The sequence below is a fragment of the Parabacteroides sp. CAG:2 genome (genome assembly GCF_000436315.1).
Lineage (GTDB): Bacteria > Bacteroidota > Bacteroidia > Bacteroidales > Tannerellaceae > Parabacteroides > Parabacteroides distasonis.
Genome location: NZ_FR885313.1, coordinates 15,797 through 38,388, shown reverse-complemented (window position 1 = coordinate 38,388; position 22,592 = coordinate 15,797). Strand labels below are relative to the sequence as shown.

At 44.4% G+C, this 22,592-nt stretch carries 23 protein-coding genes and 1 pseudogene; 6 read left to right on the top strand and 18 right to left on the bottom strand.

Annotation, left to right across the window (positions count from 1 at the left end; translation table 11 throughout):
• Positions 1 to 136 (bottom strand): annotated as a pseudogene (locus QVP94_RS13105) (glucosaminidase domain-containing protein); the annotation flags it as partial.
• A gap of 294 nt (positions 137 to 430) precedes the next feature.
• On the opposite strand from QVP94_RS13105, the gene QVP94_RS13100 reads away from it, so the two are divergent.
• Entirely contained in the window at positions 431 to 1,486 is a 1,056-nt protein-coding gene (locus QVP94_RS13100) for a hypothetical protein (RefSeq protein WP_005854392.1), read from the top strand.
• Positions 1,487 to 1,555: 69 nt separating this feature from the next.
• On the opposite strand, the gene QVP94_RS13095 is transcribed toward QVP94_RS13100, so the two are convergent.
• Both QVP94_RS13095 and QVP94_RS13090 read right to left on the bottom strand, forming a co-directional pair.
• Complete coding sequence (locus tag QVP94_RS13095; protein WP_022192781.1) at positions 1,556 to 2,287, bottom strand: class I SAM-dependent methyltransferase; 732 nt, start codon at positions 2,285 to 2,287, stop codon at positions 1,556 to 1,558.
• Between the two features lie 30 nt (positions 2,288 to 2,317).
• The gene (locus QVP94_RS13090; RefSeq protein ID WP_005854397.1) at positions 2,318 to 3,448 is read right to left on the bottom strand and encodes an AAA family ATPase; all 1,131 of its coding nucleotides are present in this window, start codon (positions 3,446 to 3,448) and stop codon (positions 2,318 to 2,320) included.
• Between the two features lie 195 nt (positions 3,449 to 3,643).
• Here QVP94_RS13090 and cdd point away from each other — a divergent pair, with 195 nt between their 5' ends.
• Positions 3,644 to 4,120 carry a cytidine deaminase gene (cdd, locus tag QVP94_RS13085; RefSeq protein ID WP_005854398.1) on the top strand — a complete coding sequence of 159 codons (477 nt, stop codon included), beginning with the start codon at positions 3,644 to 3,646 and terminating at the stop codon, positions 4,118 to 4,120.
• A 62-nt stretch (positions 4,121 to 4,182) separates the two neighbouring features.
• Here cdd and QVP94_RS13080 read toward each other — a convergent pair whose 3' ends face one another.
• The 6 genes from QVP94_RS13080 to QVP94_RS13055 form a co-directional block, all read right to left on the bottom strand.
• Positions 4,183 to 5,931, bottom strand: coding sequence for a phospho-sugar mutase (locus QVP94_RS13080; RefSeq protein ID WP_005854401.1), 1,749 nt, complete (start codon positions 5,929 to 5,931; stop codon positions 4,183 to 4,185).
• A gap of 134 nt (positions 5,932 to 6,065) precedes the next feature.
• On the bottom strand, positions 6,066 to 7,754 hold the full coding sequence (locus QVP94_RS13075; protein WP_008773545.1) for a M23 family metallopeptidase: 1,689 nt from the start codon (positions 7,752 to 7,754) through the stop codon (positions 6,066 to 6,068).
• 87 nt (positions 7,755 to 7,841) lie between these two features.
• Positions 7,842 to 8,486 (bottom strand): pyridoxamine 5'-phosphate oxidase, encoded by a 645-nt coding sequence (pdxH, locus tag QVP94_RS13070; RefSeq protein ID WP_011966689.1) that lies wholly within the window; start codon positions 8,484 to 8,486, stop codon positions 7,842 to 7,844.
• An 87-nt stretch (positions 8,487 to 8,573) separates the two neighbouring features.
• Positions 8,574 to 9,620 carry an endonuclease/exonuclease/phosphatase family protein gene (locus tag QVP94_RS13065; RefSeq protein WP_005854406.1) on the bottom strand — a complete coding sequence of 349 codons (1,047 nt, stop codon included), beginning with the start codon at positions 9,618 to 9,620 and terminating at the stop codon, positions 8,574 to 8,576.
• 39 nt (positions 9,621 to 9,659) lie between these two features.
• Positions 9,660 to 11,147 carry a hypothetical protein gene (locus QVP94_RS13060; protein ID WP_011966688.1) on the bottom strand — a complete coding sequence of 496 codons (1,488 nt, stop codon included), beginning with the start codon at positions 11,145 to 11,147 and terminating at the stop codon, positions 9,660 to 9,662.
• Positions 11,148 to 11,297: 150 nt separating this feature from the next.
• Positions 11,298 to 12,755, bottom strand: a complete 1,458-nt coding sequence (locus QVP94_RS13055) for an aminoacyl-histidine dipeptidase (RefSeq protein WP_005854410.1) — start codon at positions 12,753 to 12,755, stop codon at positions 11,298 to 11,300.
• Between the two features lie 147 nt (positions 12,756 to 12,902).
• Between QVP94_RS13055 and QVP94_RS13050 the strand changes: the two genes are divergently transcribed.
• Complete coding sequence (locus QVP94_RS13050) at positions 12,903 to 13,121, top strand: hypothetical protein (protein ID WP_005854411.1); 219 nt, start codon at positions 12,903 to 12,905, stop codon at positions 13,119 to 13,121.
• Between the two features lie 25 nt (positions 13,122 to 13,146).
• Positions 13,147 to 13,752 (top strand): OmpH/Skp family outer membrane protein, encoded by a 606-nt coding sequence (locus tag QVP94_RS13045; RefSeq protein WP_005854413.1) that lies wholly within the window; start codon positions 13,147 to 13,149, stop codon positions 13,750 to 13,752.
• Positions 13,753 to 13,935: 183 nt separating this feature from the next.
• On the opposite strand, the gene QVP94_RS13040 is transcribed toward QVP94_RS13045, so the two are convergent.
• Together QVP94_RS13040 and QVP94_RS13035 are read right to left on the bottom strand one after the other, a co-directional pair.
• Positions 13,936 to 14,259 (bottom strand): hypothetical protein, encoded by a 324-nt coding sequence (locus tag QVP94_RS13040; protein ID WP_022192780.1) that lies wholly within the window; start codon positions 14,257 to 14,259, stop codon positions 13,936 to 13,938.
• The gene (locus QVP94_RS13035) at positions 14,260 to 14,565 is read right to left on the bottom strand and encodes an FtsB family cell division protein (protein WP_005854418.1); all 306 of its coding nucleotides are present in this window, start codon (positions 14,563 to 14,565) and stop codon (positions 14,260 to 14,262) included.
• Between the two features lie 69 nt (positions 14,566 to 14,634).
• Here QVP94_RS13035 and QVP94_RS13030 point away from each other — a divergent pair, with 69 nt between their 5' ends.
• Positions 14,635 to 16,395: a DNA polymerase III subunit gamma/tau gene (locus QVP94_RS13030; protein ID WP_011966686.1), complete on the top strand. Its 1,761-nt coding sequence runs from the start codon at positions 14,635 to 14,637 to the stop codon at positions 16,393 to 16,395.
• 45 nt (positions 16,396 to 16,440) lie between these two features.
• Here the strand turns inward: QVP94_RS13030 and aldA are convergent, their stop codons facing one another.
• The 3 genes from aldA to QVP94_RS13015 form a co-directional block, all read right to left on the bottom strand.
• Positions 16,441 to 17,877, bottom strand: a complete 1,437-nt coding sequence (aldA, locus tag QVP94_RS13025) for an aldehyde dehydrogenase (protein WP_022192779.1) — start codon at positions 17,875 to 17,877, stop codon at positions 16,441 to 16,443.
• A 189-nt stretch (positions 17,878 to 18,066) separates the two neighbouring features.
• Positions 18,067 to 18,906, bottom strand: coding sequence for a carboxylating nicotinate-nucleotide diphosphorylase (nadC, locus tag QVP94_RS13020; protein WP_005854425.1), 840 nt, complete (start codon positions 18,904 to 18,906; stop codon positions 18,067 to 18,069).
• A gap of 3 nt (positions 18,907 to 18,909) precedes the next feature.
• The gene (locus QVP94_RS13015; RefSeq protein WP_008780051.1) at positions 18,910 to 19,281 is read right to left on the bottom strand and encodes a DUF4783 domain-containing protein; all 372 of its coding nucleotides are present in this window, start codon (positions 19,279 to 19,281) and stop codon (positions 18,910 to 18,912) included.
• Between the two features lie 88 nt (positions 19,282 to 19,369).
• Here QVP94_RS13015 and rlmH point away from each other — a divergent pair, with 88 nt between their 5' ends.
• Positions 19,370 to 19,843, top strand: a complete 474-nt coding sequence (rlmH, locus tag QVP94_RS13010; RefSeq protein ID WP_022192778.1) for a 23S rRNA (pseudouridine(1915)-N(3))-methyltransferase RlmH — start codon at positions 19,370 to 19,372, stop codon at positions 19,841 to 19,843.
• A 106-nt stretch (positions 19,844 to 19,949) separates the two neighbouring features.
• Here rlmH and QVP94_RS13005 read toward each other — a convergent pair whose 3' ends face one another.
• The 4 genes from QVP94_RS13005 to QVP94_RS12990 all read right to left on the bottom strand — a co-directional run.
• Positions 19,950 to 20,270, bottom strand: a complete 321-nt coding sequence (locus QVP94_RS13005; protein ID WP_005854432.1) for a DMT family transporter — start codon at positions 20,268 to 20,270, stop codon at positions 19,950 to 19,952.
• A gap of 12 nt (positions 20,271 to 20,282) precedes the next feature.
• Positions 20,283 to 21,359: a chorismate synthase gene (aroC, locus tag QVP94_RS13000; RefSeq protein ID WP_022192777.1), complete on the bottom strand. Its 1,077-nt coding sequence runs from the start codon at positions 21,357 to 21,359 to the stop codon at positions 20,283 to 20,285.
• Positions 21,360 to 21,462: 103 nt separating this feature from the next.
• Positions 21,463 to 22,038, bottom strand: a complete 576-nt coding sequence (locus tag QVP94_RS12995) for an FKBP-type peptidyl-prolyl cis-trans isomerase (protein ID WP_005854436.1) — start codon at positions 22,036 to 22,038, stop codon at positions 21,463 to 21,465.
• A gap of 48 nt (positions 22,039 to 22,086) precedes the next feature.
• On the bottom strand, positions 22,087 to 22,592 hold a 506-nt coding region (locus tag QVP94_RS12990), incomplete at its 5' end, for an aminotransferase class I/II-fold pyridoxal phosphate-dependent enzyme (RefSeq protein WP_288213277.1).

Here is a 22,592-nt window from a genome sequence, read left to right as displayed (position 1 = left end):
GGTGCTGAACCGCCAAATCGCTGTACTTACTGATGTATTTTTGATAGGAAGTCAGCTTGCGCTGGCTTTCCGCCCCCGCGCTTAAACAGAGGAGGGATATAAGCAGTATGCTTAGGATATGAAAAGATAACCGCATATCTTATATATATAAATGTATTGATTCGATTGGGAGGCAAATATAAGGAAAAGAACGTACATGGTCAAAACCTTGCATGAAAGTAATCCGTACTTGTTTATATTCCTCTTTTGTAACCATCTTATTCTTCGTAAGATTAGCCTGTATTCTTCATTCGCCGTCATTGAATGATCGTTCGGTGGCGGCGAATATGGAATATATAGGATCGCAGGAGACTTTATATGCGCAGGGATGAATGTTTTTATTAGGATTGATCCAACTTTTACCTTATCTTTACGACTAAAAATCAATGTTATGAAATACTGGCTGAATCTATTTCTTGTCTTAGCCCTATCGTCTGTTTTTACTGTAGCGAAAGCGCAAATCCCAGTACGTCCTTATGGGCAATGGGAAGCTACTCAGTTTGTCGCGGTAAGCGTACATCAGCCTGAGGACTATGTGACGCTGGATAATAACTGGGAAATATTATACAATTTGCGGACTCCGCATACCTTGGGCGAATTACGAGGGATGGGTGTCAAGTGCTCTGATAGCCAATTGCTGTTATTGAAAGTTGGTGGACTCATCAGTAAAGCTAAAGGTAAATGGCAGACAACAATACCGATTCTCGATCAAGAACAAACCCGTTCTTTAAGGAGTTTCAGCGAAGAGGTCGCCGGATCTATGTACGCAAAGACAAAATCCGATTTTATCTCGCTAACCCAAACGATCCATGATGAGATGGGATTCAAAGACAATGCGCTTTCGCTTATCTTTTCATATCTATTGGATGGAAGGATGTGGACAAAACTTGTCTTGTTTGATGATATAGACAGTCATTTCGGGTGGAGTGGTTGTTATTGGGTATTGTATGAGCCAAGAACTGACCTTGCCTGTGGTACGAATAGCTATGGAGAACAGGATCTGATTCTGACTTACGTCAATAGTGATATCGTCCCCAATGACTCAATAATGGAGCGGTATGCGGAGGAAATAGCTGAATTCGGAAAAATAACGGATACCCAACTTGTCTCAAGGTTAAAACCCTATGGGTTGGTAGATGACAAGGGAGATGTATTAATTCCTATCATCAAGAGACAACAAGACCGTTTTCATCAAATAACAGATAAACTGGTGGATGCTATTAGTGCGGAACTAAAGAGCAATTGTAACTCTTTGGCTACCCGATACGGAATTAAAGATGAAAAAGTGGCGATGGTGATCTTATACCATGAGGTGATGTGGAACTTGGTAGACAAATTGATTCAAGACCAGATAATAGCTATTCCTTCCATTTTTAAGAATGAAGAAGCGAATAAAAGCCGATTAAATGAGGTGCTTTTCTTCATAGAAGGAGGGTTGATGCAATAAAGGCAATAAATCGTAATCAGGTGTTTGCTAGAGTGGTACCGAAAGAGGGTTTTCGGTACCTTTATATTCTTAAAGGTGGGTGATACGTGCCAAATAGTCATAATGTTCTCCTTCCTCTATCTTCTCGGCTTTGAAGCCGGCTTGCCTTGCGTATAGATTGAGCGTGTTGAAATCGATGTATAACCAATCAAATGAATCCCCCTTGATACTCTTATATTGCATACGGAAGTCGATCTCTCCGAAATAATCATCTTCGGGGGCGATATCCAGATTCCCATCCTCATCCTCAAATAAATAACTTAAGTCGCTAGAGTCGAGTAAAAGTTGTCCGTCTCGGGCTAGAACCTCTTTTAGGCGGTGAAAGAAAGCCGGGAGATTTTCCTGTTTTCCGATAATCCCGGAACCGTTCATCAAGAGAAGAATGGTATCGAATGGTCCGGTTAAGCTTTTGTCAAAAAAATTCTGCAAGCGAGCGTCTTTCACACCACGTTTGTTCATCGCTTCTACGGAAAGAGGGGATATGTCGATAGCGGTAACCTCTTTACCCATTTCCTGCAAGGCCAAGGTGTGGCATCCACTTCCGGCACCTACATCCAGTATCTTGCCTGTACAGAGTTGAAGGGCTTTCTGTTCCAAGGAGGGCATTTCTTGGAAAGTCCGGAATAATTGATTCACGGGAATCTCATCCTCATCGAACATGGAGGAGAATACACGGAGCTTGCTCGCTTTCCCATGCGCGAGATAATCGATGATAGCGGCGCCCATCGGGTCTTTATCTGGTGTAAGAAGCATTGAATGCATATGTCTTTGTTCTATATAAATGTATAAGGATTAATAATTCTCTCGTAACCAAATCTCAAAAAACTTGTCGTATATGCTGTAACTGCCGTTGAAGAGAGTGATAAAGTCTTTCTCTAATAGCCCTTTTGCGGCGGCTTGGACAGAACTGGGAGAGGTTAATGAATAGCGTTTTACAAACTCTCCGGAGGTAATAGATTTAGCGTTGCCCTCTTTAGCGATGGCGACAAGCAGCTCTTTTTGCCTTTCGGGAAGACGGAACAGTGTCTCTTGGTAGTTGAATCGGTATGAATCGACCACCGACGCGATAGCGGGCTCTACCATCGATTCGTCACACGTAGCTCCAACGGGTGTAAATGCGAAAAGCACATTGAGCGTCTTTTGCACATACCACGTCACACCATCGAATTTCTCATACACGATCCGAATCGTCTCGGGTGTAATTGTTCGGTCGGCTTTCTTGAAATGGTTGCGCACGAAATCAATGTATTTTTCTATAGCGATACTCTCTAGGTGCATCATGGAGACACTCTGATAGAACGGGCGGGATGCGCTCAGGAACATATTCCCCATTGTATGACGTTGGCTTCCCGCGAAAATAAATTGGGCATTGTTGCAGTGCTGGATGTGTGTTCGAAGCAGAGCTTCTACATTCTTTTCGGAATAGTTCGTTATCTGCTGAAATTCGTCTATGGCAACAATACAAGGTTTGTCTGCTTTTGCGAGGTACTTGAAAATCTCTTCAAGCGTCGCCATCGAATTTTGAATATCTCCCAACTGAATGTTGAACGAAGGGGTACCTGTGAAGTCATAACTTATGCCTGCTTGAAGCGATAAGACGCTATTGATAAAGATCTCAACAGCCTTTTTGCCGAATGGCTTGAGACTTTCGAGAATCACCTTGCTCAGCGAGAAGATAAAATCACGTAGCGACTTGGTCGCATAAATATCAACGAAGAATGTATAATACTCCTTTGAGAGTTCTTTTGAGTGGAAACAGTGTTGGATCAGTCCTGTCTTACCCATTCTACGTGCCGAGATAATAGCGAGGTTATTTCCATTCACGATCTCACGAATTAGCTGCTTACTCTCGATCTCCCTGTCACAGAAGTAATCAGCAGATATATATCCGCTAGTTATAAAAGGATTATTTACTCTTGTCATACCTCATTTTATTTATCAATACACAAATATAATAATTATCTTCCAATAATCATGTCGAGGTAAATCAAGAAAACATATTCGCTGTATCTAATTAAATGTGCGGAGCGTGAATGCTTCTGGTATATTCTTTTTATATTTATAGCCTAATAAGAATTATAGTTAGGTTTCTTTCAAAACATTAAAACAATCAAGAAAATGAAAGAATTGAAATTAGAGACCCGGGTAGAGGTCTATGCGGTAGGAGAATTGGACAATATATATAGGCAATTGTACGAGGCCGCTTTTCAAGCCTCGAAAAAAGCTTATGCTCCTTATTCCAAGTTTCATGTGGGAGCGGCGGTTCTATTGGAGAATGGGGAGATACTTTCCGGAAATAATCAGGAAAACGCAGCCTATCCGTCTGGGCTTTGCGCGGAGCGGACCACCTTATTCTATGCGGGAGCACGTTATCCGGATGCGGCAGTTCAGATTTTGGCGATCGCGGCTATGAAGGATGGGGAACGTGTGGATCTTATCACGCCTTGTGGTGCCTGCCGGCAGGTGATGTTGGAAACCGAGCAACGTTATAACAAACCAATGAAAGTCCTTCTTTGTGGAAAAGAGGAAGCGTATCTCGTTCCGAGCGCGACGGCCTTGTTGCCGTTTTGTTTCAGTAAGTCTGATTTGATCTGATAGAATAAAAAGAGGCAAGAACGATTCTCGCCCTTGCCTCTATATGTAATAATTATGTTCGATTAGATCCCTAAAGAAGCCTTGATCTGATTGATCTTTTCTTCTGCCGCTTTCTCTGCCTCCGGCAATTCATCGATATTCTTTACCTTGGAGTGAACCTCGCAATAGAATTTGATCTTCGGTTCTGTTCCGGAAGGACGGATAGATACTTTTGTATTATCTTCCGTGAAGTATTGAAGCACATTAGAGGTAGTAGGCATATCTAATGTAACGGTTTCGTTCTCTGCATAGTCCTTACCTTTCAATGTAGAGTAATCGTAGAAATAAGTTACCTTAGAGCCTGCGATCTCTGTCAACGGGTTCTCACGGAACTTTTTCATCATAGCCTCGATCTCCTCCGCTCCACTCTTGCCTTTCTTCACGACAGAGATACCTTTCTCCTTAGAGAAGCCGTATTCCACGTAAATCTTCTGAAGCAATTGATACAAACTCAAACCTTGATCTTTTGCCCAAGCTGCGATCTCGGCTAAGATAACGCAAGCGGAAACAGCGTCTTTATCGCGAACGAAGTCCTCGCAAAGGAATCCGTAGCTTTCCTCGCCACCACCGATATAGTTTTTCTTGCCTTCGTTCTCACGCATAACGTTAGCGATCCATTTGAAGCCTGTATAAACATCGTACATTTCTACGCCATTACGCTCGGCGATCGTCTTGATCGTCTCTGTCGTAACGATTGTCTTTACGATATATTCTTTACCATTGATCTTACCTAACTCTTTCCAGCGAGTGATTAAATAGTAAACGAACATCAAAGCGGTTTGGTTACCATTCAAAAGTACCCATTCGCCTTCGTTATTCTTAACGGCGGCACCTACACGGTCTGCGTCCGGATCGGAAGCCATTACCAATTCAGCGTCAGTCTCTTTTGCTTTCTCTACAGCCATAGCTAAAGCAGCCGGCTCTTCCGGGTTCGGAGAGATAACCGTCGGGAAATCACCGCTAACAACATCTTGTTCCGGTACATGGATAATGTTCGTGAATCCGTAAGCTTTCAAAGCGGCAGGAACCAATTTAACACCTGTTCCGTGAATTGGAGTATACACGATCTTCATATCCTTATGGCGGGAAATAGCCTCCGGAGACAAAGAAATCGTTGTTAATTCCTTGATATATTCATCATCGATCGCTTGTCCGATGATCTCGATCAATTCTTTATTTCCTTTGAATTTAATCTCGCTAGCGTTACGGATCTTGTTAACCTCGGCGATCGTATTCTTATCGTGCGGGGCGATCATTTGTGCGCCATCATCCCAATAAGCCTTGTATCCGTTGTATTCTTTCGGATTGTGAGAAGCCGTCAAGATGATACCGCTCTGGCATCCCAGTTTACGGATAGCGAATGACATTTCCGGAGTCGGACGCAGGTCTTCGAATAAATAAACCTTGATGCCGTTAGCGGAGAAGATATCGGCTGATATTTCCGCGAACTTACGGCTGTTGTTACGGCAATCGTGGCCGATGACAACCTTTATCTGTTCTAAATCCGCAAATTCCTTTTTCAGATAGTTGGATAAACCTTGGGTAGCCGCGCCAACTGTATATATATTCATACGATTTGAACCTACCCCCATGATTCCGCGCAATCCACCTGTTCCGAATTCTAGGTCTTTATAAAAACACTCGATTAACTCAGTAGGATCTTCGTTGTCAAGTAACGCTTGAACTTGAGCACGAGTTTCCGCATCATAACTTTTCGTAAGCCATCCTTGTGCCTTACTTCTTACCATTTCTAATAAGTCGTTGTTTTCCATGTTTATAATATTATTGTGTTTATTGTTGAGCAATCTACTCAATACGATAAATATACAAGAAACAAATATACGAATTTCTTAAAGTAAAGCAATCAAAGGACTTATATTTTGCCTAAAAAATACGATAAATCGTCCTACCAAGTAAACGGATGTGTATAAATCGACTCATTTCCGCAAGCATCCGTTACGATTAATTTAAGTTCATGCTTGCCTCTTTGCAACCTCTCTTTATCGAAGCGATAGGTAATAACCGATTTATTATTCATCTCGAATAAGACAAACTGCCCGTCTATTTCTCCCCGGTAGGTTTGTACCCCGCTTAAGTTATCGGACAAACGGAATATGAAGTTCTGTTTGCTGACCCACGTCTGTTGGTTGATCGGCGTGATAACCGGAGCCTTTGTATCTTGTTGTATCTTATAACTGCCCAATTCCTTGATATTTGCGTCGATCCAGCCATTACGGTATGTACCGCCCATCCAAGAGGCACGTCCGTTTTGTAAGCGAACCACACCATATTGTTGTTTATTCTCAAGCGTATCGCTTTGCAAGAATAGTGATAACTGGGCCGTTCCATGCAAAGGGATTGGCTTATCGTGCAATATGTGGGTGGCTGATAATGAGGTACTATCTTCTTTCACCGAATAGCGGAAGTAGAGGTCATTATATAGATTACCTTTAGGCATGACGAGACGGATGCCTTTAGCGCCGAACCTATTCTCGCTACCCCAATGGAATAATTCTGTATGAGTCGTATCGATCTGGGGGATCTCTTGTTTCTTTCCCTCGATCCAGATGGATAAACGGGTGGCATTGCCGAAAGCGTCAGCAAGTGTATACGTCAAATGATAGGTACGAGGTTCATCTATACGCAAGATTCCCCGGTTTACGCTTTCAAGGAAGCGTAGACGGTTTCCCGGCTCGATGAAACTACGCATATAGAAAGAGCGATGATCTTTCCATTCTTCGTAATCTGTGAATGTGTTCAGATAACGGGTCTCGTCAAATGCGAACTTATCAAGATTACTATGGAAAATCACTTGGCTGTCTGCCGTGAGCGTGATTTCTCGTACGCCATAAATGTTAGTCGTATTATCCATATAATCATAGGCTTTTACAGCGAGCCCTATTTCTCCCCATGCCTCGATTTTTCCAGTGATTGTCTGTTTCCCGTTTTTCGCCGTGACGGGTTTTATCTCAAGCTTCTTGCTTTTGCCGTTTACTACGCCTTTTCCTTCGATGGGGACGATCTGTATTCCTTGGATTTTAGGAGGACGGGTATCGGTTATCCGATCCGAGAAATAATCCAAGGGGTCCATGACTTCCTCGGTCTCGGTGTCTCGTATCTCAAAATGGAGATGAGGTCCACCAGAGCTTCCGGTATTGCCGCTTAACGCTACGACTTCATTTTTCTCGACAGGAAGCAAATCCGGCGTAAGGAAGAGATTTACATTGAAACTTTCTTGTGCGTATTGTTGCTCTTTTACATAATTCGCTATTTTCTTCGAGAATTTTTGTAGATGGCCGTATACGGTGGTCGTTCCATCCGGGTGTGTGATGTAAAGCCCGTTACCGTAGCCCCATGGACTTACGGATATACGTGATACGTATCCTTCTTGTACCGTATGTACGGGTTTACCTTCTACCCCTTGTGTCTTGAAGTCTATTCCGGAATGGAAATGATTACTTCTTAACTCACCGAAGTTTCCGCTCAGTAAGATCGGGAAATCGAAAGGATTCCTAAGTTGCTGGGCGTTTGTGTTGATTATGTGGGAGCCGATGATTGCGAATAGACCGGCTAGATATATGGATCTAATATTCATAGGTATTACGTATTTTGACAGACAAAGATAATCGTTTTCGATGAATTATCTATCTCTTATCCTTTGGTATCGGACTTGTACCTGATTTCATGGGGCGAGCCTTTCTTTTTTCCAATGGCCGTCCGGTTGAAGGGTATATACTATGCGATCATGAAGTCGGTTGGGCCTACCTTGCCAGAACTCGATACGTTCGGGAATGACGGCATACCCGCCCCAGTGAGCCGGACGCTCCACTTCTTTTCCAATCCAACGAGCTGCCTCTCTAATGAAAGCTCGTATAAGTTGCACACGGTTGCCGATGGGTTGACTTTGTGGGGATATACGAGCTCCGATCCGGCTTTTATACGGGCGTTTTTTGAAATATTGATCCGATTCATCCGGGGGGACTTTTTCAGCCGTACCTTCGATATGTACCTGCCTTTCTAATTGATGCCATACAAACGAAAGAGAGATTGCCGGGTTTTGTGCCAGTTGCCTGCCTTTTCGGCTTTCGTAGTTGGAGTAGAAAATAAACTTATCATCATGCAGGTCCTTTAATAAGACGGTACGGGTGGAAGGTTTGCCTTCTGGAGATACGGTCCCTACTAGCATGGCCGTGGGTTCATCTACTTTGCTGTCTATAGCCTCTTGTAACCATTGACTGAAAAGCAAGAATGGGTTATCCGGAAGTTCGCTTTCCCTTAATCCTCCTTTTGTGTATTCTTGCCGGATTGAGGCGAGATTTATTTCCATATGTGTTCTGTTTGCTTGTTGACTACATAGCTTTTCTTCTTTAATAGGATAACAAGAGATCGAAAAAAAGGTTTCAAGGTTTTCTTTTCAGCGTTTGATCTGAGAACGTATTAGAAAATCGACTGTTAATGGTAAATGGTCACTAAAACCGCCCTCATATTTAAAGCCGTAATAGGTTCGAAAAGGACGTACCCCCCGCCATGTTTTATCTTTAGTCAATAAAAAATCAGGAGCGAATATGTGGATGCTTTCCGGAATGATATGCATGGAAGACTCTTGCGTGATGAGATCCCGGTTTACGATTATTTGATCGAGTTGGCTCCATTCGCCTTGGTATTTATGACTACCCGGGAATTGAGTTATATGGGGGCTTGCGAACAAATTATAATAGGTACAAGATGTGGAATCTGTGATCTGCGTATTTTCAGGAAAGGCTTGGGCAGCGAATATCTCGGAAATACTTCTGTCTTGAGGGGTATCATTGAAGTCTCCCATAATGAGTATCTGCGGCTTTTCTCGTATCAGTAACAGGGAATCGCTAGATCCCCGTAAAGTGCGGGCCGCGTCAAAACGATCCTTTTCACTTTCTTTTTCTCCTCCGTAGCGGGAGGGGAAATGACACACGAAAACATCTAAGGTATCGCCTGTTATGATCTTTCCATATACGTGTAGGATATCTCGGGTTAATTTGTGTTTGTTCCCGGAAAAACGAATTGGAATGGATTCATGTCGTAAATAAAAGAATTGATCTCGTTGATAAAGAAGAGCGACATTAATACCTCTGGGATCGGGGCTTTGAGTGATAATATATCGGTAATCCTGCCAGCGGAGCGGTGTGCGACGGGTAAGATGAGACAGGACGGAGTCGTTCTCGACTTCGCAAAGAGCTATTAAGGCCGGTGTGCTCCATTCCCCGGCAGCGCTTATTACTTTCGCTATTTGTTGTAGCTTATGATAGTAGCGGCTTTGTGTCCAGTACCGGTTGCCGGAAGGTAGAAATTCATCGTCATTCTTGGTTGGATTATCCCTTGTGTCGAAAAAGTTCTCCACATTATAGGTCATGACCTTGAACGTAGCTTGGGCAAATAACGGAGGGGAGGCAAAGAATAAAAGAAAAAACATAAAAATCTTCATAGTTAAAGCTTTGATTAATTGTTAATATGTAATGTATTCTTATTGGTTTGAATCTTCGGTCTCTTCCTGAACAAACTCGTAGGCTCCTATGGTCGGGCCGTTCGAACTGGTTAGCCGGTTGACACCGTAACGATCGATCGGATAATTCTTCGTTATCTCGGGATCTGCTTTTCCGACTCCGGTAGTCGATACGGAATCTGGCCGGAAATCATAGGTGTATTTATTTTGCTTGCCTCCTACTTTCCGATAGGAAGGAGTCTTTTTGATAAACAAGACCTCCTTGAAGTGATCGCTGGAGGATTCTTTGGCTTTAAGCGCACAGTGATTGAACCGATAATCGAAATCTGTACTGCCATCTGCTTTTAATTCGACATCGTAACTTCCATCGATAGTGCAATTGTCAAAATAAGCTTGCGTGATAGGATACGGGCCATTTCCGTCTACTGTTACGTTATTGAGCAAGTATAGGCATTTACTATCCAAAGGAACAGTCTCGCTGGCCATTTCCCTTTTGGTTAAACTCATGTAATTAGCCATCGTACAGTGAGCGAAGTAATATTTACCACCGACTAAAGTGAGTACACTTCCTCCGGCATTGCTGAATTCCGTATTTGTAGCGATAACATCACAATTGATGGCGAAGAATAGATCGCTCCCCATATTCGTGATCTGTGAGTTGTTTATCTTGATCTTTGGGCGGTCCGGGGTGGAAAGCTCGCAATATACACCGGAGGTACCATTACGTACGATTACATTATCCCAGACATTCCCGTAGCTATCCGCCTTAAAGGTAATGCCTCCCCATTGCCCGGGAGTCCGGTCATACGGTAATATATCATTTAGTATATAATCCAAACGATCGCCTCGGAAAGTGATAGGCTCATCCAAGGTGCCTAAAGCGTTCATGGAGCCGTGAACGATCAGGCTCGCTTTATCATGCATATAGAAAGTAGCCCCCTTCTCGATATTCAATGAAACCCCTTTAGCGATAACCAAACTATCGTAGATCAAGTAAGGACGATTGGCCGTGAGGATAGAATCTTTTGTAATCGTAACACCGCCTTTGTAAAGATTAACATCCTGCCCGTAGGCTTCCAATAATACGGATTGACGGATGCCATTCACGGTGAAAAGTACGGAATCCTGTATCAACAGAGGTTGATTGCCACCATTCGGATCGACCGTTACTTCCACGAATACATACATGCTGTCGTTGGCGAGTATCCCTACATTATTAAATGAGCTACCTTTGCGTCCATCCACATTCATGCGGAAGCCGGTAGCCTCTCCACTGGCCAGCATGATGGACTCAATGCTCAGAGGTTCACTATTTTTATTGTAGATCATAAATTGACGGGTGGTAGAACCGATCGTACTGAAGATCGTATCAAAAGCGAGCGTGTCTGTCGAGAAGCTTAGCCGGTAAGTCGGGTTGGTGGAATAATGATCATCCAAACCGTCGCATGCCGGAAGCATGTTCAACAGAAGCGTTGCGAGTATAAATAGCGTTATCGTTAATCTTTTCATTTTCGTAAATGTTAACTGTAAATATCTTGTGTTCTTGTTTTAATAGATAAACAAAATTATCATAAAAAAGTTGCAAGACATTAACATAAAAAAAGAGGATAGACACGGTTATCGTGTCTTTCCTCTTCTTATAACGCAAAAAACGTTGGTTTATTTTGCGGGGATGCTCTTTAATAATTCAAGAAGGTGGCTCCACCATAAACCGACCGTAGCGATCTCGATACGCTCGTTGGGTGAATGTACGTCACGCAAAGTAGGCCCGAAAGAGATCATATCCAGTTTCGGATATTTTTCCAAGAACAAACCGCACTCTAATCCGGCGTGGATGGCCATGATCTTGGCGTCTTTGTTGAATAGGCGTTTGTAAGTCTCCTGTGCGATCTTCAAGATCTTAGAGTCGGGGTTCGGGGCCCATCCCGGATAGCCATCGCCATGTTTTACATCTGCTCCAGCCAATAGGAACGTGGAGGCTACCGTATTGGCGATAGCGATCTTGCATGATTCGATAGAGCTACGCTGGCTGGTACCGATCAAGATCGTATTGCCTTCTTTCATCTTTATGGAAGCAAGGTTGGTAGAAGTCTCTACCAAGCCTTCTATATCGTGGCTCATACCGATTACGCCGTGCGGACAAGCGTGCAAGGCGTAGATTAATTTCTCGGCGGTGGCATTGTCGATATGATACTCCGGACGATCCGTGGACTCCATCGCTAACTGAACGCTCGGGTCTACATGTTTCAACTCATTTTCAACGTCGGCGGCGAAATGGTTCAGCAAGATACGTACATCCTCCTTATTTTCCGGATGCAAGCCGATCACGGCGTGTGCCTCGCGAGCGATTGCGTTACGTAAGTTTCCTCCATCGATAGAGCAAAGAACGAAATCATATTTCTTTTTCAATAAGAATAAGAAACGAACCAATATCTTGTTGGCATTGCCTAATCCTTTGTGGATCTCGCCACCGGAGTGACCGCCATTCAACCCTTTCACATCGATACGGAAATACTGCATCTTATCGGACGTAGGAACTGGCTCATAATGGAAAGTCGCTTGTGTGTCTTTACCTCCGGCGCAACCCATAAAGATCTCTCCCTCGTCCTCGCTATCGAGATTTAACAAGATATCTCCGGTCATGAAACCTTCTTTCAAGGCTTTCGCTCCGGTCAAACCTGTTTCTTCGTCTACTGTGAACAAACATTCGATCGGACCGTGTTGGATATCATCGGAGGCAAGCAAAGCCAACTCGGCCGCTACACCGATACCATTATCGGCTCCCAAAGTAGTGCCGTTGGCACGCAGCCATTCGCCGTCGACGATCGTCTCGATCGGATCATTGTCGAAATCGTGTTTCGTACCGTTATTTTTCTCGCAAACCATATCCATGTGAGACTGCAATACGACTACCGGACGATCCTCCATTCCCGGAGTGGCAGGCTTTGACATTAAAAGGTTGCCGGCTTCATCTTTCTTGATAGCTATTTTGTACTCTTTCGCGAATGATTCTAGGAATTCAATCATTTTGCCTTCCTTTTTTGAGGGGCGAGGCACTTGGGTTACTTGATGGAAGAACTTCCATACGATAGTAGGCTTTAAATCAGTAATCTTCATAATGTTACAATGTATTATAGATGTTACTCTAAAGTTAATAAAACCGCAACTGAAAGAGCTTAGTTCGAAAAAAAGTAGAATAAAATGCCAAAAAGACACTTAGTAATCACTTAAACTCTTATATTTGCGTCCACAAATATAGAGAAAATGCTTACAACGTTATTATTTACGGTCATAATTCTTGTTATCAGTGTCGTGTTGCTATCGATAAAAGTGCTGTTGAAAAAGGGAGGAAGGTTCCCGAATACGCATATCGAAGGAAACAGGGCGTTGGGTAAGAAAGGTATATTTTGTGCGAAGACCATGGATCGTATGGCGGTGAAGCAAAAGGGACTCTATGACATCATGAACGAAATAAAAGAATAAAAAAATAAGATTTAAATTGCACTTTATGAAGAACATTAACTACGTTATTAACGGTGTGCTAGCGGTGGCTGTCGTAATCTTGTATATTATGCAATTTTCCGGCAAGAAAGAATCAAGCGTAACAAGAACATTCGCGTCAGCGGGAGACACAACGGCCTTACTTCCGATCGCTTATGTAAATGTGGATTCCCTGTTACTTAATTACAATTATTCCAAGGATCTGAACGAGATCATCTTGAAGAAACAAGAGAATTCCCGTGCTAACATCACCCAGAAAGCCCGTAGTTTACAAGGCGAGATGCAAGATTTCCAGCGTAAGGTAGAAAATAACGCTTTCCTTACCCGTGAGAGGGCGGAGCAAGAGCAACAACGTTTATTGAATAAGCAACAAGAGTTGCAGAACTTAGATAACCAATTGGCTCAAGAGTTGATGCAAGAGCAGCAGAAGTTGAACGAGCAATTACGCGATACGGTTGTTTCTCAATTGAAGGCTTTCAATCTGGGTAGAGGCTATCAAGTGGTATTCAGCAATACGGTAGGAGATAATATCCTTTTGGCTGGCGATTCCTATGATATCACAGGCGAATTGCTGGAATACTTGAATAAGAATTATTCCTCTCCGGCCAAGTAAGCTATTAATAGAATTTATAAAAGAAAGGGTGTATCAAAGGAACGTTTGATACACCCTTTTTTTAACGGTGCTTACCGGGGACTTTATAGAAGATATACTGTATCTGCAAAGTAATATATACTGCGTTGGCCTGGTCAGTATATATTCATCGGTCGGGTCAGTAGCACTGCGTTTTGCGGCCAATTACTCTTTAGGAGTAACGAAAGCGGTATATACCTGTAAGATAGCGGCTACGCTCAAGCAAAGGATCCACTCGGTACGGTTGTTGAACATAAAGCCGGAAGATACGATCATTAGAAGTCCGACGAATACGTTGAAACGGTGGAGCCGGCGGCGACGAAAGTCCAAGTCCTTAACCGGAAGGGTCAGATAGCAAACGGCTATACCCGCCGCACCGACAGCGAATAAATAAGGGGCGACAGCCCAATGAGTAAGAAACAATATGGCACCGGCTAATACGAGTAATCCCGCTACGCCGAAAATAATCGATCTGATTTGTTGATTCATTTATTTGTCCTTGATAATAAAAACATCCTCGTTCGACCTTTTCATGAAATACTCTTCACGGGCGAAACGTTCCAGTCCCTCCTTGTCCGTATGAAGGTCGTTTAATTTCTTGCTGTTGATCTCGATCTCCTTTTGGTAATGTTTGATCTCTTTCTCCAAACCGCGTATTTTCTCGTCGTACGTATAGCGTTTATACAGGCTGCTATCGCCCACCGTAAAGGTGACGATAAGGAACACGATGGTAACCAACCAATAAGCGTTGATCCACGATAGATACTTTATGTAAAACTCTTTTATGCGTGACATCAGAACATCGTTTTCGCGAAGATAATGAATTATTTTGTTTATCTTTGTCTTATCAATAAAAAGCAGAGAATGGATAATTATATTGTATCGGCAAGAAAATATCGCCCGTCCACTTTCCGGAGTGTAGTAGGGCAGAAGTCTCTTACCACTACGCTGAAAAACGCGATACAAAGTAACAAATTAGCGCATGCTTACCTGTTTTGCGGTCCTCGTGGAGTCGGAAAGACCTCGTGTGCCCGTATCTTTGCGAAGACGATCAATTGCTTGAATCCGACGGCGGATGGCGAGGCTTGCAATGCGTGCGAGTCGTGCCGGGCTTTCAATGAGCAGCGTTCTTACAATATCCATGAACTGGATGCCGCCTCGAATAACTCGGTGGACGATATCCGTACCTTGATCGACCAAGTGCGTATCCCGCCTCCAATCGGTAAATACAAAGTCTTCATTATTGACGAGGTCCATATGTTGACAACCGCCGCTTTCAACGCATTCTTGAAGACATTGGAGGAACCTCCGCATCATGCTCTCTTTATCTTGGCTACGACCGAGAAGCACAAGGTGCTTCCCACGATCCTTTCCCGTTGTCAGATCTATGATTTCTCCCGTATATCCATCGCCGACATGGTGGAGCATTTGCAATATGTCTCTTCGCAAGAGGGGGTAACTGCGGAACCGGAAGCCTTGAACGTGATCGCTCAGAAGGCGGATGGAGGTATGCGCGACGCTTTGTCTATCTTTGACCAAGTGGTAAGTTTCACGAATGGCAATATCACGTATCAAGCGGTTATCGATAACTTGAACGTGCTGGATTATGAGTATTATTTTCGTCTGACAGATGCGATCTTATCCGGCAATGTGCGGGCTTCTTTATTGATCTTGAATGAGATATTAGGCAAAGGATTCGACGGGCAGAATATCATAACCGGTTTGGCTGGGCATTTCCGGGACTTATTGGTATGCCGGGATGAGTCCACCTTGGTGCTATTCGAGGTGGGAGCTTCTATACGGGAACGATATAAGGAGATGGCGAAACATTGTCCGGATCAACTTCTGTTCAAGGCGATAGAGCTAGCGAATACGTGCGATTTGAATTACCGTGCCAGCCGCAATAAGCGTCTTTTATTGGAATTGACGTTGATTCAGCTCTGTCAATTAACACAGGTGGCCGTCGACGATAAAAAAAAAGCGTTAATTGAGCCGATTGCTGGGACGAATCCGTCTTCTCAAGCGGTGAATAGCGGGCAGCCCCAACAGCCGCCTCAAGCTCCTTCAGTTACGGCAGCGGCCGGTGCTCCACAAGTTATGAGTACGCACATGCCGAGCTCGGTTCCTGCGCCACCTCCGTCTACAGCGCCTAATCCGGCTCGTAAAACGGCTCGTCCGATGGGGATCTCCATGAAGGAGATCGGAGTGGAGAAGCCTAAGCAACAAACCGTTCAACAAGCGACAACGAACGTAAAGGAGGTAGTAACTCCCTTTGACAATGATTCCTTGGTTCGTGAATGGGATAATTACGCCGCAACGATTGACAAGAAAGTGTATCTTAAGAATACGATGATCAATTGCAAGCCTACCTTGCAAGAGAATTATTATTTCGAGGTAGCTGTACATAACCCGGGGCAGCAAGAGGAATTGATCAATAATGCGATCCATATCCTGCCATTTCTCCGCCAGCATCTTAATAACAGCCGCATCCAGATGCGTGTCCGGATCGTAGAGGGAAATGAGAAGCACTTGGCTTATACATCCACGGAGAAGCTAGAGCTGCTGATGAAGATAAATCCTACCTTGGGTCGTTTGAGGGATGAGTTTAATTTGACGTTAGATTAAGTAGATGTGCTAAAGATCCCAAGAAGGGATCTTTAGTCTTATTTTTTATTCCTTTGTCTCAAGATAAACCACTTGAGTTTGCAAATACTCCTCAAGTCCATGTTTTCCGTCCGCACCACCGATTCCGGATTTACGCCATCCCGCATGGAAGCCTTGCATAGCCTCAAAATTCTCACGGTTAATATAAGTCTCCCCGAATTTTAAGGAACGCATTACCTTGAATGCGTTATCCAAGTTTTGTGTATATACGGAAGATGTCAATCCATATTCGCAATCATTCGCCCATGCGATAGCGTCGTTGATGTCCGAATATTCGACAACCGGTAGCACGGGGCCAAAAGTCTCTTCTTGTATGATATCCATTTTCTGCGTAACACAATCCAAAACGGTCGGTTCGAAGAAATATCCTTTTGTACCGATCCTATGACCACCACACAGTAGCCTAGCACCTTGCTGGATCGCTCTTTCTACTTTTTTCTCCATAGACTTCAACGCACTGGCTTCGATAAGAGGTCCCATATCCAGATCCGCGATCTCATTGGGGTTTCCTACTTTTACCTGCTTCATGCCGGCGACTAGTTTTTCCATGAAGGTCTCTTTTATCGCTTTGTCTACATAAACCCGTTCGGCACAATTACATACCTGTCCGGTATTGATCACACGAGAGGCAATAATGGATTTAACGGCGAGATCGACATCTGCGTCCTTCATCACGATAGCCGGGGCTTTACCTCCTAACTCCAGAGAAACTTTCGTGATATTAGGAGCGGCGGCTGCCATGGTCTGTTGTCCGGCTCCCACGCTTCCTGTCAGACTTACCATGCCTACTTTCGGATTCGCCGAGAGTTCATGACCAATCACGCTACCCCGTCCATTTACTAGATTGAAAACGCCGGCAGGCAAACCTGCCTCCTCCACGATCTGTGCGAATACATATGCGTTCTCTGGCGTAAGCTGGCTAGGTTTTATTACGATCGTATTTCCGGTGATCAAGGCCGGCGCGGCTTTACGAGCGACTAGAAAGAATGGGAAATTCCAAGGTAGGATACCTGTCGTTACTCCAATCGGTCTCTTAAATAAGAAAATGTTTTCATGAGGGCGGTCACTGGGAATGATTTCCCCTTCGTACCGGCGGGCCCAGCCTGCCATGTAATCCATATAGTCCGCGGTAAAAAGGACTTCAACATTGGCGAGTCCTTGGGTTTTGCCTCCTTCACGGACGATGATGTCGGTCAGTTCCTTCTCTCTCTTACGGATGCCTGCCGCTATCTTTGTCAGATAAGCCGCCCTTTCTATAGAGGGTGTTCTTTCCCATTGATTCTGCGCTTTCTCTGCGGCATCGATTGCTTTTCTGGCATCTTCAACCGTCCCGTCAGGCATCAGTGAAATAACCTCTTCGGTAGAAGGATTCAATACCTTGATCCATTTCCCAGACTCATTCTCAATGAATCTGCCATCTATAAACATTTTCAATTCTTTCATGATACTATTTTTAGGTTGAATAATTTGTTCTTAAAAGTACGGGAAAGGAAGGAATGGCAATGTTTTAAAAATGATAATAGTTCTATCAGAAATGATAGTGAATCAAGATAATAGGGTAGATATAGAAAAACAGCCTCAAGAAGTTGATCTTCTCAAGGCTGTTTTTTTATAGAATGATCGTTTTTCGTTTTAGCAGGCTTTGAAGCTCATATCCAAGCTCTTCACGGAGTGAGTCAAAGCCCCTACGGAGATGAAGTCTACGCCACATTCCGCGTAATCACGTAATGTGTCGAACGTGATACCGCCGGAAGACTCTACCTCGAAACGTCCGTTGATGCGGCGAACCGCTTCTTTTGTATTCTCGATATTGAAATTATCCAACATGATACGATCGATACCGCCTACTTTCATGGCTTGTTCCAACTCGTCGAAGTTACGAACCTCGATCTCGATCTTTAGGCTCTTTCCTTTCTCTTTCAGATAGTTTTGCGCACGTGTGATCGCTTGCTCGATGCCGCCGGCGAAATCCACATGATTATCTTTCAATAAGATCATATCGAACAAACCGATGCGATGGTTCATGCCGCCACCGATACGTACGGCCTCTTTCTCGATCATACGCATACCGGGAGTTGTCTTGCGAGTATCTAGAACGTGTGTCTTGGTGCCTTCTAACGCCTTGGCGTATTTACGAGTCGTAGTAGCGATACCGCTCATGCGTTGCATAACGTTCAGCATCAACCGCTCGGTCTGCAATAAGGATTGGATCTTACCTTCCACCACGAACGCTATATCCCCTTTTTTCACTTCGGCTCCGTCTTGTATAAAGACCGTCATTTTCAGTTCCGGATCGAAGTCGTGGAAGATACGTTTAGCCATTTCCACGCCGGCCAATACGCCATCTTCCTTGATGATCAGCTGGCTTTTCCCCATCGCTGTCTCGGGGATGCAACATAAGGTGGTATGATCACCATCGCCAATATCCTCGGCAAACGCTAATTTGATTAAGTCGTCAATAAGTTTGTCCATCTTTTATTCTATTCTGATTGATTGTATAATCGCTGTATTCCCTTCGGCACGGTACGTGATGTTTACACGGTACTCACCGGAAGACGTCGGAAGCTTTCCGACAAGGAAACCGCTTTCCTTTTTATCCGCATGATGTACGACCGAGAATCCGGAAGGCTTATTCGAACTGAAAAATGAGGACAACATAGAGACGGCCTCACTTCCGTTACATTTCTTAGAGGAACCGGGCAAGGCTACATCCACCACCTTATCCATAGCACCGGATAGAGAGGAGGCATTTCCTGCCTTGAAAGCATTTGATATACTGGTAATATCCGCCGCCTGCGCACATACGAATGCGAATATCAAGGCGAATGTAAGTAAGAGTCGTTTCATAAGCTTTCTTTATTTTATTGAGTAATTAGTGGCAAAGGTATGTATTTTTCTTGTAACTTAGCCTTTCTAAACCTGTAAATGTAAGTAGATGAAGATTGGACTGATTGTGATTGGTAAGACGGATGCCGGTTATTTTGTGGAGGCTATCAATGAGTATAAAAATCGCTTGACGCATTATATACCCTTTGAAATGGAAGTCATACCGGATATAAAGAACGTGAAGAACCTCTCAGAGGTGCAGCAAAAGGAGAAAGAGGGCGAATTGATTTTAAAGGCTTTGCAGCCCGGCGATTATTTGGTGTTGCTGGACGAGAAAGGGAAGGAGTTCACCTCCATGCAATTTTCTACTTATCTGGAAAAGAAAATGCATGCGGTTCCGAAACGCTTGGTATTTGTGGTGGGCGGTCCTTACGGTTTTAGTGAGGCCGTGTATAAGGCGGCATCGGAAAAGATCTCGTTGAGCAAGATGACTTTTTCCCACCAGATGATCCGATTGATCTTTATCGAGCAGATTTACCGGGCGATGACGATCTTGAATAACGAGCCTTACCATCATGAATAACCGCATCGTTTAACGCCGGTATCCGCATAGCCCTACGCCTATACTGGCGTAAGTTCACACCGATACTGCCGTGAGGCTATGCGAATACTGGTGTTTTTCTCCCGGATTAATGGACTAATTTCAGGCCGACGATCCCTATCAATATCAAAGATAAGAACAATAATCTGAATATATTCGCGGAATCATGGAAAAACAAGATTCCAAGAAGAACAGTCCCTATAGCCCCGATCCCGGTCCAGATTACATAAGCCGTACCGATCGGGATGCTTTTCTGGGCGAGATATAAGAAATAACCGCTTAAGCCCATGGATAAGATCGATAAACCTATAAACCAAATAAAATATTTGGAATGCATACTTGCTAATTTAAAGCCCAGCGGCCAGCCGATCTCGAATAATCCGGCTATAATTAACAGAATCCAAGCCATATAGAATTAGTCTTAAAAGTTTTCCCGTGTCTTCTGGATCAATAAATAATCCAATAAAGTCATGGCGGTCATAGACTCGACGATAGGTACCGCACGAGGCAATACGCATGGATCATGACGTCCGCGTGCCTTTAATATCGTATCCTCTCCCTCCATGTTAACCGTTTCTTGTTCCATCAAGATCGTAGCGACCGATTTAAAGGCTACCCGGAAATAAATATCTTGTCCGTTGGAGATCCCTCCTTGGATACCGCCGGAATTATTGGTACGAGTATTGATATGCCCGTTATCATTGAAAAAGCGATCGTTCCTTTCCGATCCGCGGAAGAAGGCGGCGTTGAATCCGTCTCCATACTCGAAGCCCTTCACGGCGTTGATCGTAAGCATCGCATGTCCCAACGCGGCATGTAACTTGCCGAACACAGGCTCTCCCAATCCGACGGGAACCCCTTTCGCCACACAGGTAATAACACCGCCGATCGTATCTCCTTTTGATTTGACCTCGGCGATCAAGGTTTCCATCTCTGAGGCGGTCTTCGGGTCCGGGCAACGTACGTCGCTCTCCTCCGTCAAGCTTAAATCATAATCTTGGTAACTACCCGCTAATTGGATCGGGCCGACCTGCGAGGTATAAGCTTGGATCTGTATGCCGTATTGTTTAAGGGCGAGTTTAGCGATAGCCCCAGCCACGCAACGAGCGATCGTTTCCCGAGCGGACGAACGTCCACCTCCACGGGGATCACGGATTCCATATTTCGTTTGATAGGTATAATCGGCATGGGAAGGACGGTAAACCGTCTTCATATTGTCATAGTCCGAGGAATGTTGGTTTTTGTTCCAGATGATGAAACCTATCGGCGTACCGGTTGTCTTTCCCTCGTAGATGCCGGAAAGAAATTGTACCTCATCATCCTCTTTACGGGGGGTCGTGATACGGGATTGTCCCGGTTTACGACGGTTCAGCTCTTGCTGGATGAATGCCGTATCTAATTCGATCCCGGCTGGGCATCCGTCGATCACGCCGCCGATACCGGGGCCGTGCGATTCGCCGAACGATGTTAATCTATAAATATTACCAAAAGTATTCACCGCTTTGTCTAATTGAAAATTGAAAACTGAAAATTGAGAATCAAAAGCCGATGATTAGGCGTTTCTCCTAATTTTCAATTTTCAATTCTCAATTTTCCATTATTTAGTGGCATCCACCACAACCGCAACCACCCTCGTGGTTATCGCCACAATCGCTACCGCAATCGTCGCAACCGCAACTACATCCACCTGCGGGAGCGGAGAAGGCTGCGATCTCTTCCGCTGTCGGTTCGTGTACGTCGATTACCTCGCCGCTGAAATGCAAAGTCTCGCCAGCCAACGGATGGTTGAAGTCCATTACCACGATATCATCCTTCACTTCCAATACAGAGCCGTTCATACGGTTGCCATTAGAATCCATCATTGGGACGGTATTACCTTCCTTGATCATCTCGGCGTCGAATTTACCGTCCACCTCGAAGATATTCTTCGGAAGATCCAATACGTGCTCCTCGTTATATTCGCCATAAGCCTCGGCTGGCTCGATGGAGAAGTTGAACGTGCCACCTACTTCCAGCCCGTTCAAGGCTTTCTCGAATGCCGGAAGCATCATGCCTGTTCCGTAGATGAATTTCAAAGGAGCCTCGACCGTCGCTTTTTCCATTAACTCACGTTCTTCACCTTCGCCAACGTTCAGGTCGTATGTAACCGCAACGTATTTGTTTGCTGTAATTTTCATTTGTCTTGTATTTTAAATATGTATAGAAATGCTCGCAAAGATACGATTTTATTTCTTATCCACCGCCTTTTTAAGAGCGTTCATCGCTTTATCTAAAACAGAGCGGGGGCAGCCAATGTTCAAACGCATATGGCCTTCTCCCCCGGGGCCGAAGATACTTCCGTCGTTCAACGCTAGTCCGGCTTTGTCTTTGAACAGGTGTACGAGTTCATCTTGACTTAATTTCAGTTCCCTGCAATCCAACCAAACGAGGAAGGAGGCTTGGGGCTGGTAAACTTTTATCTTGGGGAGATGTAGTTTCATGAACTCTTCCACGAAACGTACATTCTCCATGATATACATTCGCATTTGTTGCAACCATTCGGCGCCATAGGTGTAAGCGGCGGTCGTTGCCGTATAAGCGAAGATCGTGCCATCGCCAAACTCTCCGGCCTCAAGGAAAGAATAAAATTCTTCCCGGATGCGATCATTGGGTACGATTGCGTAGGAAGTCACGATACCGGCGATATTGAACGTCTTGCTCGGTGCCATGAAAGTCACCCCGCAGGAAGGGG